Annotated in this window: 13 protein-coding genes, 1 rRNA gene, 1 pseudogene and 1 riboswitch; of the genes and pseudogenes, 8 read left to right on the top strand and 7 right to left on the bottom strand. The window is 56.0% G+C overall.

Going from position 1 to position 13,795, the window contains the following annotated elements; all coding sequences use genetic code 11:
• Positions 1 to 58: 58 nt before the first annotated feature.
• Positions 59 to 1,598: ribosomal RNA gene (locus ACN9MQ_RS01165) — 16S ribosomal RNA — on the bottom strand.
• Between the two features lie 562 nt (positions 1,599 to 2,160).
• Between ACN9MQ_RS01165 and purH the strand changes: the two genes are divergently transcribed.
• Both purH and purD read left to right on the top strand, forming a co-directional pair.
• Complete coding sequence (gene purH / locus ACN9MQ_RS01160; protein ID WP_032679371.1) at positions 2,161 to 3,750, top strand: bifunctional phosphoribosylaminoimidazolecarboxamide formyltransferase/IMP cyclohydrolase; 1,590 nt, start codon at positions 2,161 to 2,163, stop codon at positions 3,748 to 3,750.
• A gap of 15 nt (positions 3,751 to 3,765) precedes the next feature.
• Positions 3,766 to 5,058: a phosphoribosylamine--glycine ligase gene (gene purD / locus ACN9MQ_RS01155; RefSeq protein ID WP_020882989.1), complete on the top strand. Its 1,293-nt coding sequence runs from the start codon at positions 3,766 to 3,768 to the stop codon at positions 5,056 to 5,058.
• A gap of 43 nt (positions 5,059 to 5,101) precedes the next feature.
• On the opposite strand, the gene ACN9MQ_RS01150 is transcribed toward purD, so the two are convergent.
• From ACN9MQ_RS01150 to hemE, 5 genes are all read right to left on the bottom strand, one after another.
• Positions 5,102 to 5,794, bottom strand: a complete 693-nt coding sequence (locus ACN9MQ_RS01150; RefSeq protein WP_279260802.1) for a DUF1481 domain-containing protein — start codon at positions 5,792 to 5,794, stop codon at positions 5,102 to 5,104.
• An 11-nt stretch (positions 5,795 to 5,805) separates the two neighbouring features.
• Positions 5,806 to 6,078, bottom strand: a complete 273-nt coding sequence (hupA, locus tag ACN9MQ_RS01145) for a nucleoid-associated protein HU-alpha (protein ID WP_002445246.1) — start codon at positions 6,076 to 6,078, stop codon at positions 5,806 to 5,808.
• Positions 6,079 to 6,264: 186 nt separating this feature from the next.
• A complete protein-coding gene (locus ACN9MQ_RS01140; protein ID WP_014168169.1) occupies positions 6,265 to 6,855 on the bottom strand; it encodes a YjaG family protein in 591 nt (196 codons plus the stop codon).
• A 44-nt stretch (positions 6,856 to 6,899) separates the two neighbouring features.
• Complete coding sequence (gene nfi / locus ACN9MQ_RS01135) at positions 6,900 to 7,568, bottom strand: deoxyribonuclease V (protein WP_025206412.1); 669 nt, start codon at positions 7,566 to 7,568, stop codon at positions 6,900 to 6,902.
• 9 nt (positions 7,569 to 7,577) lie between these two features.
• A complete protein-coding gene (hemE, locus tag ACN9MQ_RS01130; RefSeq protein ID WP_020882986.1) occupies positions 7,578 to 8,642 on the bottom strand; it encodes a uroporphyrinogen decarboxylase in 1,065 nt (354 codons plus the stop codon).
• Position 8,643: 1 nt separating this feature from the next.
• On the opposite strand from hemE, the gene ACN9MQ_RS01125 reads away from it, so the two are divergent.
• A complete protein-coding gene (locus ACN9MQ_RS01125; protein ID WP_373457285.1) occupies positions 8,644 to 8,814 on the top strand; it encodes an LEPR-XLL domain-containing protein in 171 nt (56 codons plus the stop codon).
• Here ACN9MQ_RS01125 and nudC read toward each other — a convergent pair.
• Positions 8,750 to 9,454: pseudogene (gene nudC / locus ACN9MQ_RS01120) on the bottom strand (NAD(+) diphosphatase); the annotation flags it as partial. The gene ACN9MQ_RS01125 and the pseudogene nudC overlap by 65 nt on opposite strands.
• Positions 9,455 to 9,549: 95 nt before the next feature.
• Here nudC and ACN9MQ_RS01115 point away from each other — a divergent pair.
• The 5 genes from ACN9MQ_RS01115 (at position 9,550) to thiS (ending at position 13,795) form a co-directional block, all read left to right on the top strand.
• Positions 9,550 to 10,047, top strand: coding sequence for an Rsd/AlgQ family anti-sigma factor (locus ACN9MQ_RS01115; protein ID WP_014168165.1), 498 nt, complete (start codon positions 9,550 to 9,552; stop codon positions 10,045 to 10,047).
• Between the two features lie 98 nt (positions 10,048 to 10,145).
• Positions 10,146 to 10,255: riboswitch (TPP riboswitch) on the top strand.
• A gap of 77 nt (positions 10,256 to 10,332) precedes the next feature.
• Positions 10,333 to 12,228, top strand: a complete 1,896-nt coding sequence (thiC, locus tag ACN9MQ_RS01110; RefSeq protein ID WP_149376851.1) for a phosphomethylpyrimidine synthase ThiC — start codon at positions 10,333 to 10,335, stop codon at positions 12,226 to 12,228.
• Entirely contained in the window at positions 12,228 to 12,863 is a 636-nt protein-coding gene (gene thiE, locus ACN9MQ_RS01105) for a thiamine phosphate synthase (RefSeq protein ID WP_219372595.1), read from the top strand. The genes thiC and thiE overlap by 1 nt, the downstream gene beginning before the upstream one ends.
• On the top strand, positions 12,856 to 13,611 hold the full coding sequence (locus ACN9MQ_RS01100; protein WP_032679364.1) for a HesA/MoeB/ThiF family protein: 756 nt from the start codon (positions 12,856 to 12,858) through the stop codon (positions 13,609 to 13,611). Before thiE ends, ACN9MQ_RS01100 begins: the two co-directional genes overlap by 8 nt.
• Positions 13,595 to 13,795, top strand: coding sequence for a sulfur carrier protein ThiS (gene thiS / locus ACN9MQ_RS01095; RefSeq protein WP_014168161.1), 201 nt, complete (start codon positions 13,595 to 13,597; stop codon positions 13,793 to 13,795). Before ACN9MQ_RS01100 ends, thiS begins: the two co-directional genes overlap by 17 nt.

Below are 13,795 nucleotides of genomic sequence, written 5' to 3'. Positions count from 1 at the left end.
GCTATTTACTTTTCATCAGACAATCTGTGTGAGCACTACAAAGGCAGGTTCTTTAAGGTAAGGAGGTGATCCAACCGCAGGTTCCCCTACGGTTACCTTGTTACGACTTCACCCCAGTCATGAATCACAAAGTGGTAAGCGCCCTCCCGAAGGTTAAGCTACCTACTTCTTTTGCAACCCACTCCCATGGTGTGACGGGCGGTGTGTACAAGGCCCGGGAACGTATTCACCGTAGCATTCTGATCTACGATTACTAGCGATTCCGACTTCATGGAGTCGAGTTGCAGACTCCAATCCGGACTACGACGCACTTTATGAGGTCCGCTTGCTCTCGCGAGTTCGCTTCTCTTTGTATGCGCCATTGTAGCACGTGTGTAGCCCTACTCGTAAGGGCCATGATGACTTGACGTCATCCCCACCTTCCTCCAGTTTATCACTGGCAGTCTCCTTTGAGTTCCCGGCCGGACCGCTGGCAACAAAGGATAAGGGTTGCGCTCGTTGCGGGACTTAACCCAACATTTCACAACACGAGCTGACGACAGCCATGCAGCACCTGTCTCAGAGTTCCCGAAGGCACCAAAGCATCTCTGCTAAGTTCTCTGGATGTCAAGAGTAGGTAAGGTTCTTCGCGTTGCATCGAATTAAACCACATGCTCCACCGCTTGTGCGGGCCCCCGTCAATTCATTTGAGTTTTAACCTTGCGGCCGTACTCCCCAGGCGGTCGACTTAACGCGTTAGCTCCGGAAGCCACGCCTCAAGGGCACAACCTCCAAGTCGACATCGTTTACGGCGTGGACTACCAGGGTATCTAATCCTGTTTGCTCCCCACGCTTTCGCACCTGAGCGTCAGTCTTTGTCCAGGGGGCCGCCTTCGCCACCGGTATTCCTCCAGATCTCTACGCATTTCACCGCTACACCTGGAATTCTACCCCCCTCTACAAGACTCTAGCCTGCCAGTTTCGAATGCAGTTCCCAGGTTGAGCCCGGGGATTTCACATCCGACTTGACAGACCGCCTGCGTGCGCTTTACGCCCAGTAATTCCGATTAACGCTTGCACCCTCCGTATTACCGCGGCTGCTGGCACGGAGTTAGCCGGTGCTTCTTCTGCGGGTAACGTCAATTGCTGCGGTTATTAACCACAACACCTTCCTCCCCGCTGAAAGTACTTTACAACCCGAAGGCCTTCTTCATACACGCGGCATGGCTGCATCAGGCTTGCGCCCATTGTGCAATATTCCCCACTGCTGCCTCCCGTAGGAGTCTGGACCGTGTCTCAGTTCCAGTGTGGCTGGTCATCCTCTCAGACCAGCTAGGGATCGTCGCCTAGGTGAGCCGTTACCCCACCTACTAGCTAATCCCATCTGGGCACATCTGATGGCAAGAGGCCCGAAGGTCCCCCTCTTTGGTCTTGCGACGTTATGCGGTATTAGCTACCGTTTCCAGTAGTTATCCCCCTCCATCAGGCAGTTTCCCAGACATTACTCACCCGTCCGCCACTCGTCACCCGAGAGCAAGCTCTCTGTGCTACCGTTCGACTTGCATGTGTTAGGCCTGCCGCCAGCGTTCAATCTGAGCCATGATCAAACTCTTCAATTTAAGTTTGATGCTCGTGAATTAAACTTCGTAATGAATTACGTATGTTCACTCAGAGACTTGGTATTCATTTTTTGTCCGAAGACATTAAGAATCCATGTCACTTTGAGTGCCCACACAGATTGTCTGATAAATTGTTAAAGAGCAGTTGCGACGCGGCTTGCAGCTCACCGTCGCGAGGTGGCGTATATTACGCTTTCCTCTTTCAGAGTCAACCCTGAAGTTCAGGATTTTTTCTCTTCAACCGACCGGGTTAACTGTGAAGTGATTCACATCTGCCGTGTCGATGGAGGCGCATTATAGGGAGTTCTCAGCAGGCCGCAACCGCTAAATGACAGAAAAATGACTGACTGCTGCATTCCCCAGCAAAACCCCGCCTTATACCCTTTTACACACAGACTTATCCACAGAGATACGAAAAAGTGAAAATTCGCGAGCGTTGCGCAAACGTTTTCGTTAAAATGCTCGCGCTTAACAAGGATGCCTCGTCAGGTGTGTTAGATGAGTTTTTCGCTGGAAAATTCATCTAACGCTCTCTGTAATCGTGAAATCCAGGGGATTTACCATGCAACAACGTCGTCCAGTCCGCCGCGCTCTGCTCAGTGTTTCTGATAAAGCCGGTATCGTCGAATTCGCTCAGGCACTTTCTGCACGCGGTGTGGAGCTGCTTTCTACAGGTGGTACCGCTCGCCTGTTAGCAGAGAAAGGTCTGCCGGTAACCGAAGTGTCCGATTACACCGGTTTTCCGGAAATGATGGATGGACGCGTCAAGACCCTGCACCCGAAGGTCCACGGCGGTATTCTTGGCCGTCGCGGCCAGGACGACGGCATTATGGAAAAGCATGATATCGCGCCAATCGACATGGTCGTCGTTAACCTCTACCCGTTCGCGCAGACCGTTGCCCGCGAAGGCTGCTCTCTGGAAGACGCCGTCGAAAATATTGATATCGGCGGCCCAACCATGGTGCGCTCAGCGGCTAAGAACCATAAAGATGTTGCCATCGTGGTGAAGAGCAGCGACTACAACACCATTATTAATGAGATGGATGCCAACGAAGGGTCGCTGACGCTGGAGACGCGTTTCGACCTCGCCATCAAAGCATTCGAGCACACCGCCGCGTACGACAGCATGATCGCCAACTACTTCGGTAGCCTGGTGCCTGCTTATCATGGCGAAAGCACTGAACCTTCCGGCCGCTTCCCGCGTACACTGAACCTGAACTTCATTAAGAAGCAGGATATGCGTTACGGAGAGAACAGCCACCAGCAGGCTGCCTTCTATATAGAAGAAGAGGTAAAAGAAGCCTCTGTTGCGACCGCACAGCAGGTTCAGGGCAAGGCACTCTCCTATAACAACATCGCTGACACCGATGCAGCGCTCGAGTGCGTGAAAGCGTTCAGTGAACCCGCCTGCGTAATCGTGAAGCACGCGAACCCATGTGGCGTAGCGGTAAGCACCTCCATTCTCGACGCCTATGATCGCGCGTATAAAACCGACCCAACCTCCGCATTCGGCGGCATTATCGCCTTCAACCGCGAGCTGGACGCTGACACAGCACAGGCCATCATCTCCCGTCAGTTTGTCGAAGTGATCATCGCTCCTTCTGCATCCGACGAAGCCCTGAAAATCACCGCGGCAAAACAGAACGTGCGCGTACTGGTGTGCGGCCAGTGGGCTGAGCGCGTACCGGGTCTGGACTTCAAACGCGTGAACGGCGGTCTGCTGGTTCAGGATCGCGATCTGGGCATGGTCACCGCGGGCGATCTGCGCGTCGTGACGAAACGCCAGCCTACCGAGCAGGAACTGCGTGACGCGCTGTTCTGCTGGAAGGTTGCGAAGTTCGTGAAATCCAACGCGATTGTCTATGCAAAAGAGAACATGACCATCGGAATAGGCGCAGGCCAGATGAGCCGCGTTTACTCCGCGAAAATTGCGGGTATCAAAGCGGCCGATGAAGGTCTGGAAGTGAAAGGCTCGGCAATGGCCTCTGACGCCTTCTTCCCGTTCCGTGACGGTATCGACGCTGCTGCTGCAGTGGGCATTACCTGTGTTATCCAGCCTGGCGGCTCAATCCGTGACGACGAAGTCATTGCCGCTGCTGACGAACACGGTATTGCGATGATCTTCACCGACATGCGTCACTTCCGCCATTAATCCACGGAGCAGAAAATGAAAGTATTAGTCATTGGTAATGGTGGGCGCGAGCATGCTCTGGCGTGGAAAGCGGCTCAGTCGCCGCAGGTGAAAACCGTCTTTGTGGCACCGGGTAATGCCGGTACTGCGCTGGAACCCACGTTACAGAACGTCGCTATCGGCGTGACCGATATCCCGGCCCTGTTGAGCTTTGCTCAGCAGGAGAAAATCGATCTGACCATCGTGGGTCCGGAAGCGCCGCTGGTGATTGGCGTCGTTGACGCCTTCCGGGCTGCTGGCCTGCAAATCTTCGGCCCAACGGAAGGGGCTGCACAGCTGGAAGGTTCGAAAGCCTTCACCAAAGATTTCCTCGCACGTCATAACATCCCGACGGCGGAATATCAGAATTTCACCGAAGTAGAGCCAGCCCTGGCTTACTTACGTGAAAAAGGTGCGCCTATCGTTATCAAAGCCGACGGTCTGGCCGCCGGTAAAGGCGTTATCGTGGCGATGACGCTCGAGGAAGCCGAAGCCGCGGTTCAGGATATGCTGGCAGGCAACGCCTTTGGCGATGCGGGCCATCGCATCGTGATTGAAGAGTTCCTTGACGGTGAAGAGGCGAGCTTTATCGTGATGGTCGACGGCGAGCATGTTCTGCCGATGGCCACCAGCCAGGATCATAAACGCGTTGGCAATGCAGATACCGGGCCGAACACCGGCGGTATGGGCGCTTACTCCCCTGCCCCTGTGGTCACTGACGAAGTGCATCAGCGCACCATGGACCGCATCATCTGGCCAACCGTCAAAGGCATGGCTGCTGAAGGTAATACTTACACCGGTTTCCTCTATGCAGGCCTGATGATCGACAAACAGGGCAATCCGAAGGTGATTGAGTTCAACTGCCGCTTCGGCGATCCGGAAACGCAGCCAATCATGCTGCGCATGAAATCTGACCTGGTGGAACTGTGTCTTGCCGCCTGTGAAGGTAAGCTGGATGAGAAAACGTCTGAGTGGGATGAACGTGCTTCTCTGGGCGTGGTGATTGCTGCAGGGGGTTATCCGGGCAATTACAACACCGGTGATGAGATCCACGGTTTACCGCTGGAAGAAGTGGAAGGCGCGAAGGTATTCCACGCCGGCACGAAGCTGTCTGACGACGATCGCGTGCTGACCAATGGCGGCCGTGTACTGTGTGCGACCGCGCTGGGTCACACCGTTGCAGAAGCACAGAAGCGTGCCTATGCGCTGATGGCAGATATTCACTGGAACGGTAGCTTTAGCCGCCAGGATATCGGCTATCGCGCAATTGCGCGTGAGCAGGGCGAGTAATTCTTCAGCCAGCCCCTCTCCCGTCAGGGAGAGGGGACATCACTCAAAAACTCTTTTCTGTCGGCTGCCAGGTGCAGAAGTCTTCGTTCGCGACCAGCAGCAGTTGAGAACCTTCCGGCGCTTCCAGCCACGCCACACTCACTTCCATTGATGAATGCCGCTGACGGCGCTCAATATGTTCGGTTGCCCAGGTTTCAAGCTCAGGCTTAACGGTTTGCCCTTCGCAGGTTGTTACCGTGCCATCGGCATGCCAGCGCCCCTGGCGCAGCACAACGCGTCCCTGACGCAGCGCATCGCTGGTCTGGCGGATTTGTTCGGCACGATAACGATAGAGTGCGACTTGATCGCTGGAAAGCTGCTGTTTTTGACCGCTGACTTCCCGCTGCATAAAGCTCAGCTCGCCATGGTCATCAAAACGCACTTTCACATGTTCGGGGGTCTTGCTGTAGACATTCAGTTCTATCAGCGACAGGTCATCGCCCTGCCAGCGATACTCCGCGGTCGACGTATTGCCGTTATGCCACGGACTGAAAGCAGAAAGCAGATGCACTTCGCCGCCAGAATCTTTGCGCCAGATCCTCACCGCACCCTGGTTGTCAGCGTAGCCGCTGGCGGTAAACGGTGGCAGAGAGGTGTCGTGGCTACAGGCGGACAGAAACATCACGCCCGCCAGCGCGAAAAGACCGCGCCAGACAGACAAAAGGGGCGTTGCCGCCCCTTCGTTAAAACTGTTCACTGCCACGCGTCTTACTTAACAGCGTCTTTCAGTGCTTTACCAGAAACAAATGCCGGCACGTTAGCTGCGGCGATTTTGATTTCTTTACCGGTCTGCGGGTTGCGGCCAGTACGCTCAGCGCGGTGGTTCACTTTGAAGGTACCGAAACCAACCAGTTGTACAGCATCACCTTCTTTCAGAGACTCAGTAATAGCAGCCAGGGTAGATTCCAGAGCAGCTTTAGCCTGCACTTTAGACAGATCAGCCTTGTCCGCAATTACATCAATCAGTTGAGTCTTGTTCATAAGTTATCCTTTCAATGTGTTTATCGCTTGCTAAGCATCGAGTGCGACGAAAATGCCAAAAAAGCACTCTCCTGCATACACGCACCGATAGCCACTTTTTTTCGCCCCCCAAATGTAGACCAGACAAGGGGCGAAAGGGAAGAGTCGAGGAGCGACAAAACGAGCGTTATATCAAGTTTTGTTGTCTCATTGGTTAAAAATTATACCAATATTGCTCTCACCAGCCTCACGTAAGTCCGCACGGAGCCCTTTTATCAGCTCAATATCACGTTCTTCACACTCTGCCAGCAGGCGGAAAATTTCCCACTGGATATCCCATTCCTGCTCAACCGCGGGGTTCACTCGCAGCTCTTCGTCGGTCATTTCCCGACCTTCCTGGGTCATTTCCAGCATCGCGACGGTCGTAATGGATGCCTTGCTGACTTCGATAGCATGCTCCAGCGTTTCACCGCTCAGACGGGAATGAATCAGTTCGCTTAATGCCACGCAGGCATCAATGGCCGGATAGACACCATACAGGTCGTAGTCATCCGCCGCCGGGATCGCCTCTTCAAGCTTTTCAAGCTGAGAGTCGAAGTTCACCTTAGCGTCTTTGACCGTCAGCGTCTCCCAGATTAAATCCAGGATGCGGCGATAAATCTGCCCTTCACCAAAGCCTGTCTGCTTGCAGAACGCGGCATAGTTGGGATACATGCGCTCGCACAGGCAAGCCATAAAAGTCACGTGCTGCCAGCTTTCCAGCTTCTCAAGGCGCAGATGAATCGGGTTTTGTAGCATGATGAGGTCTCGAATCGAAAATTAGCCGCAGTTTACCTGAATCATCACTGAATTTCTTGCCAACGCGTAAAAGCCGGACGCCCTGACGCTACCGCATCAGCCCAGCGGGTGGGCTCCGGTAAGCGATACCCTTTCATGCAGCGCTGCACCCACGCCAGCGCACTGTCCGTGCTCACCCGATGCCCGGTGGCGATAAACAGGGGGTTACAACGCGCTTTACTGCGCCAGACCCACGCCAGTTGCTCACCCTTATCGATGAGAGGTGCCAGCGCGCCTGGCTCGGCGGAGAGCGGCTCAAACGCACCGCACAGGCGTTTTTTAGCCACACCAATGGTAGGGACATCCACCAGCAGCCCAAAATGGCTGGCGACGCCTAAGCGGCGCGGATGAGAGATACCATGGCCGTCGACAAACAGCAGGTCGGGTTTTTGCGAGAGTTGCTCCCACGCTGCCAGCAGCGCGGGATATTCACGGAATGAGAGAAAGCCAGGAATGTACGGCATGGTGGTGGCGATACGCGCCACCTTGTACTCCACCAGTTCCAGCGAGGGATACTTCAGCAGCACCATTGCCGCCCGCGTCACTTCACCTCCCTGCTCAAACCCCACATCTGCTCCGCCAATGTACTGCGGCGGGTCTGTGTCCAGACGATCCTCGCGGATCACGGATGAGGCCAGTTCTATCTGTTGAGCGCGTAATGACGCGAGATCCATAACCACTCCTTACTGATGATAATGTGCAGAAAGTCGGTGCACCGCCTCCACAAACGCGCCAGCGTGTTCTGGCGGTACATCCTGATGAATACCGTGCCCGAGGTTGAACACGTGTCCTTCGCCCTGGCCGAAACCAGCAAGAATGGAGGCCACCTCTTCCTCAATACGGGCAGGCTGAGCATAGAGCATAGACGGGTCCATGTTGCCCTGCAGCGCCACTTTGTCACCCACGCGACGGCGCGCATCGGCAATATCGGTTGTCCAGTCGAGACCCAACGCGTCACAGCCGGTTGCGGCCATGGCTTCCAGCCACTGCCCGCCGCCTTTGGTGAACAGCGTCACCGGCACCCGGCGACCTTCGTTTTCACGCAGCAGGCCATCGACGATTTTATGCATGTAATACAGCGAGAACTGCTGGTAATCGCGCCCGGTCAGCACGCCGCCCCAGGTATCGAAAATCATCACCGACTGCGCGCCTGCTTTAATCTGCGCGTTAAGATAGAGTGTGACGCTCTTCGCCAGCTTGTCGAGCAGCGTATGCAGCGCCTGTGGCTCCGCGTACATCATCTTTTTAATGACGGTAAAGGCTTTGCTGCTGCCACCTTCCACCATATAGGTCGCCAGCGTCCACGGGCTGCCTGAGAAGCCAATCAGCGGCACTTCGCCTTTCAGTTCACGGCGAATTGTGCGCACGGCGTTCATCACATACCCCAGCTCCTGCTCAGGATCCGGTACCGGCAGCTTATCAACGTCGGCTTTGCTTTTGATCGGGGAGGTGAAACGCGGACCTTCACCGGTTTCGAAATAGAGCCCAAGGCCCATGGCATCCGGAATGGTCAGAATGTCCGAAAAGAGAATAGCGGCATCCAGCGGGTAGCGGCGCAGCGGCTGGAGCGTCACTTCGCAGGCCAGCTCGGCATTTTTGCACAGCGACATAAAATCACCCGCCTGCGCACGCGTGGCTTTGTACTCTGGCAGATAGCGCCCCGCCTGGCGCATCATCCACACCGGGGTGACATCAACGGGCTGGCGCAGCAGCGCACGCAGATAACGATCGTTCTTCAGTTCGGTCATTTTGCAGTTCCTTATTGCGTCAGTCCGTGAGTGTAACACTACTCATACTCGGCCCGACACATTGCCACGGTATCTTCTATCAGCCGACGGGCTACCGTTCCCGGCGGGGGTAACAGTGGCAAATCGTCATAACGGTACCAGTTCGCGTCCAGCAGCTCTTTCTGGTCGATAACAATCTCACCGCTATCGTATTCGGCCATAAACGCCGTCATCAGCGACTGCGGGAACGGCCACGGCTGAGACGTTACGTAACGCAGGTTCTTCACCCGGATCCCGCTCTCTTCCATCACTTCACGCGCCACCGCCTGCTCCAGCGTTTCGCCCACTTCAACGAACCCGGCAAGAACAGTATGAATGCCGTTGCGATGGCGGGTATGTTGCGCCAGCAGGATGGAATCGTCACGCCGGATAGCGACGATAATGCACGGTGCAATCTGCGGATAATAGCGTTCACGGCAGTGGCTGCAGAGCATGGCCCACTCGGTTTTACTCGGGTGCATGATATGCCCGCAGTAGCCGCAGTATTTATGCGATCGGTAAAACTCGGCCAGCTGCACGCCACGGCCTGCCAGCTGGAACAGGCCCACATCAAGATCCAGCACCTGACGAACGGATCCCATGTCCTGGCGGCGAGGCTGCTGGATCAACCACACCGGCTCCCCTTGCCACTCGCCGATCTTCAGCGCAGGCTGACCAACGAGATCGAAACGATCGGCAGTGCCATAGGGTATTTCCCCACCGGGCAGCCATAATTTTTGTTCGTGACTGACAATCCACCAACCCAGATCTGATTTTTCAATAATACGATCCATATCTATTGCACTACCTTCGCTTCACTGACATGTTGTTAGCATTGTGGTTACATTTTGGATAAGCAGAATCAATTCTAAACCTTGCGGAGTCGAACATGTTAAACCAGCTAGAAAGCCTGACTGAGCGCGTTAGAGGAAGTAACAAACTGGTGGATCGCTGGCTACATGTGCGCAAGCATCTACTCGTGGCTTATTACAATCTGGTCGGTATTAAGCCTGGCAAAGAATCGTTTATGCGGCTGAATGAAAAAGCGCTGGATGATTTTTGTCAGAGCCTGGTCGACTACCTGTCCGACGGCCATTTCAATATTTATGAACGCATTATCCGCGAAATGGAAGGCACTAGCCCGTATTTAACGGCATCCAAACTCTACCCACTGCTGGAAGCCAATACCCAGCAGATCATGAATTACTACGATTCCACCCTCGAGAACGCCATCGATCACGACAACTACCTTGAGTTTCAACAGGCGCTGTCCGATCTCGGCGAAGCGCTGGAAGAGCGATTCTCGCTGGAGGATAAGCTGATCGCCCTCGTACTGGATAACGATTCTAAGGCCAGCAACGAAGATAACATCGCGCGGCCTGCTTGAGTTCTTAATCGTTAACGAGTAGTTTACAAACATTCGCCCCTCTCAGGAGGGGGTATTACACGAAATCATTCATGCGATAGCGTGAACGATGGCGTGTAAATTTCTTGTCGGAGTGCCCAGTGTGAAAGCACGGGCTGAGACCGTTAATTCGGGATCCGCGGAACCTGATCAGGCTAATACCTGCGAAGGGAACAAGAGTAAAACTGCTGTAGTATCGCCCCGGGCGATCTCCTCTTGCTTCATCCGTCGTCTGACAAGCCATGTCCTTCACTTTTGGAATGAGCTATGTCTACTACTAAACTGACCCGCCGCGAACAGCGCGCACACGCCCAACACTTCATCGACACCCTGGAAGGCACCGCTTTCCCGAACTCTAAGCGTATTTACATCACCGGCTCTCAGGCGGATATCCGCGTTCCGATGCGCGAAATCCAGCTTAGCCCGACGCTTCTTGGCGGCAGCAAAGAAAACCCGCAGTATGAAGACAACGAAGCCGTGCCGGTCTACGACACGTCTGGCCCGTACGGCGATCCTGATGTGGCCATTAACGTGCAGCAGGGGCTGGCAAAACTTCGCCAGCGCTGGATTGACGCGCGTAACGACTGCGAAGAACTGACGGTTCGCAGCTCTGCCTACACCAAAGAGCGTCTGGCCGACGACGGCCTGGACGAACTGCGCTTCGCGGGCCTGCTGACGCCGAAACGTGCGAAAGCGGGCAAATGCGTTACCCAGCTGCACTATGCGCGTCAGGGGATCGTCACCCCGGAGATGGAGTTTATCGCCATCCGTGAAAACATGGGCCGTGAGCGCATCCGTAGCGAAGTGCTGCGCCACCAGCATCCGGGCGAAGGTTTCGGTGCCCGCCTGCCGGAAAACATCACCCCGGAGTTTGTGCGCGATGAAGTGGCCGCTGGCCGCGCGATTATCCCCGCCAACATCAATCACCCGGAATCCGAACCGATGATTATCGGCCGCAACTTCCTGGTGAAGGTCAACGCCAATATCGGTAATTCCGCGGTCACCTCCTCCATCGAAGAAGAGGTCGAGAAGCTGGTCTGGTCAACGCGCTGGGGCGCGGACACGGTAATGGATCTCTCCACCGGGCGTTATATCCACGAAACCCGCGAGTGGATCCTGCGTAACAGCCCGGTGCCTATCGGAACGGTGCCGGTCTATCAGGCGCTGGAGAAAGTGAACGGTATCGCTGAAAACCTCACCTGGGAAGCGTTCCGCGACACGCTGCTGGAGCAGGCTGAACAGGGTGTAGACTACTTCACCATCCACGCGGGGGTGCTGCTGCGCTACGTGCCGATGACCGCGAAGCGTCTGACCGGCATTGTCTCGCGCGGGGGCTCAATCATGGCGAAGTGGTGTCTGTCTCATCATCAGGAAAACTTCCTCTACGAACACTTCCGCGAGATCTGCGAAATCTGTGCCGCTTACGACGTCTCGCTGTCGCTGGGCGACGGCCTGCGCCCTGGTTCCATTCGTGATGCCAACGACGAAGCGCAGTTTGCCGAACTGCACACGCTGGGCGAGCTGACCAAAATCGCCTGGGAGTATGACGTGCAGGTGATGATTGAAGGCCCGGGCCATGTCCCCATGCAGATGATCCGCCGCAATATGACGGAAGAACTGGAGCACTGCCATGAAGCACCATTCTATACCCTGGGGCCGTTGACCACCGATATTGCCCCGGGTTACGACCACTTCACCTCCGGAATTGGTGCGGCGATGATCGGCTGGTTCGGTTGCGCCATGCTCTGCTATGTGACGCCAAAAGAGCACCTCGGTCTGCCCAACAAAGAGGACGTGAAGCAGGGGCTTATCACCTACAAAATTGCCGCCCATGCTGCGGACCTGGCGAAAGGCCATCCAGGCGCGCAAATTCGCGATAACGCGATGTCGAAGGCCCGCTTTGAATTCCGCTGGGAAGATCAGTTTAACCTCGCGCTCGACCCGTTTACCGCCCGCGCCTATCACGACGAAACCCTGCCGCAGGAGTCCGGCAAAGTGGCCCATTTCTGCTCCATGTGTGGGCCAAAATTCTGCTCGATGAAGATCAGCCAGGAGGTGCGTGACTACGCCGCCGCGCAAACCATTGAAGTGGGCATGGCGGATATGTCAGAAACCTTCCGCGCGAAAGGCGGCGAAATCTACCTCAAAAAAGAGGAGGCGTAATGTACCAGCCCGATTTCCCACCCGTGCCCTTTCGTTTGGGGCTCTACCCGGTGGTGGACAGCGTGGAGTGGATTGCCTGCCTGCTGGAGGCAGGTGTACGCACGCTGCAGCTACGCATCAAAGATAAACGCGATGAGGAGGTGGAGAACGATGTCGCCGCCGCCATCGCGCTGGGGCGTCGGTATAACGCCCGCCTGTTTATCAACGACTACTGGCGACTGGCGATAAAGCACCAGGCCTACGGCGTGCATCTGGGTCAGGAGGACCTGGAGACCACAGACCTGAATGCCATCCGGGAAGCCGGTTTGCGCCTGGGTGTCTCGACCCATGACGATATGGAGATTGACGTGGCGCTGGCGGCTCGCCCTTCGTACATTGCGCTTGGACACGTCTTCCCGACGCAAACTAAACAGATGCCCTCCGCGCCACAAGGGCTGGCACAGCTGGCGGCTCACGTGAAGCGTCTTGCGCAATACCCGACCGTGGCCATCGGCGGGATTAGCCTTGAACGCGCTCCGGCCGTGCTGGATACCGGTGTCGGCAGTATCGCCGTCGTCAGTGCCATCACCCAGGCCGCAGACTGGCAGGCCGCCACCCGGCAGCTCTTACAACTGGCAGGAGCAGGCGATGAATGATCGTGACTTTATGCGCTATAGCCGCCAGATCCTGCTGGAGGATATCGCCATCGACGGGCAGCAAAAGCTGCTCGCCAGCCGGGTTTTGATTGTCGGGCTGGGCGGATTAGGCGCGCCTGCCGCGCTCTATCTGGCCGGAGCAGGCGTGGGCACGCTGGTACTGGCCGATGACGACGAGGTGCATCTTAGCAACCTGCAGCGTCAAATCCTCTTTACCACCGAGGATATCAACCAGCCCAAAGTACACATTACCCGCCAGCGTCTGAACCAGCTGAACCCGGATATTGAGCTCATTGCGTGTCAGGAGCGGCTCAGCGGCGACAATCTGCTCCGAGAAGTCGCCCTGGCCGACGTGGTGCTGGACTGCACCGACAATATGGCAACCCGCCAGGCGATCAACGCCGCCTGTGTCGCAAAAAATACGCCGCTTATCACCGCCAGCGCGGTGGGATTCGGCGGGCAGATGATGGTCCTGACACCGCCGTGGGCGCAGGGCTGCTATCGCTGTCTGTGGCCAGACGATGCTGAGCCAGAGCGTAACTGTCGCACCGCGGGCATTCTTGGCCCGGTTGTGGGGGTGATGGGTACCCTGCAGGCGCTCGAGGCCATTAAGCTGCTCAGCGGAATGGAGACCGAGCGCAACACGTTGCGGTTATTTGATGCCCGTTCCAGCGGCTGGCGTCATCTGGCGTTACACCGCGCCAGCCACTGCCCGGTATGTGGAGGCGGCAATGCGCATTCTGTTTAACGATGAGCCGATGAAATGCGAGGACGGGCTCACCGTTGCCGTGCTGCTCGATAAGCTTCGCCAGCTCAAGCCGGGAACGGCGCTGGCGCTCAATCAACAGATCCTGCCGCGCGAGCAGTGGGAACATCAGCAGGTCAGTGAAGGCGACCAGATCCTGCTGTTTCAGGTTATCGCAGGGGGCTGA

It is taken from the genome of Enterobacter sp. R-25 (genome assembly GCF_049913205.1).
GTDB classification, from domain to species: Bacteria; Pseudomonadota; Gammaproteobacteria; order Enterobacterales; family Enterobacteriaceae; genus Enterobacter; species Enterobacter ludwigii.
This window is presented reverse-complemented; position numbering and strand designations above follow the sequence as displayed.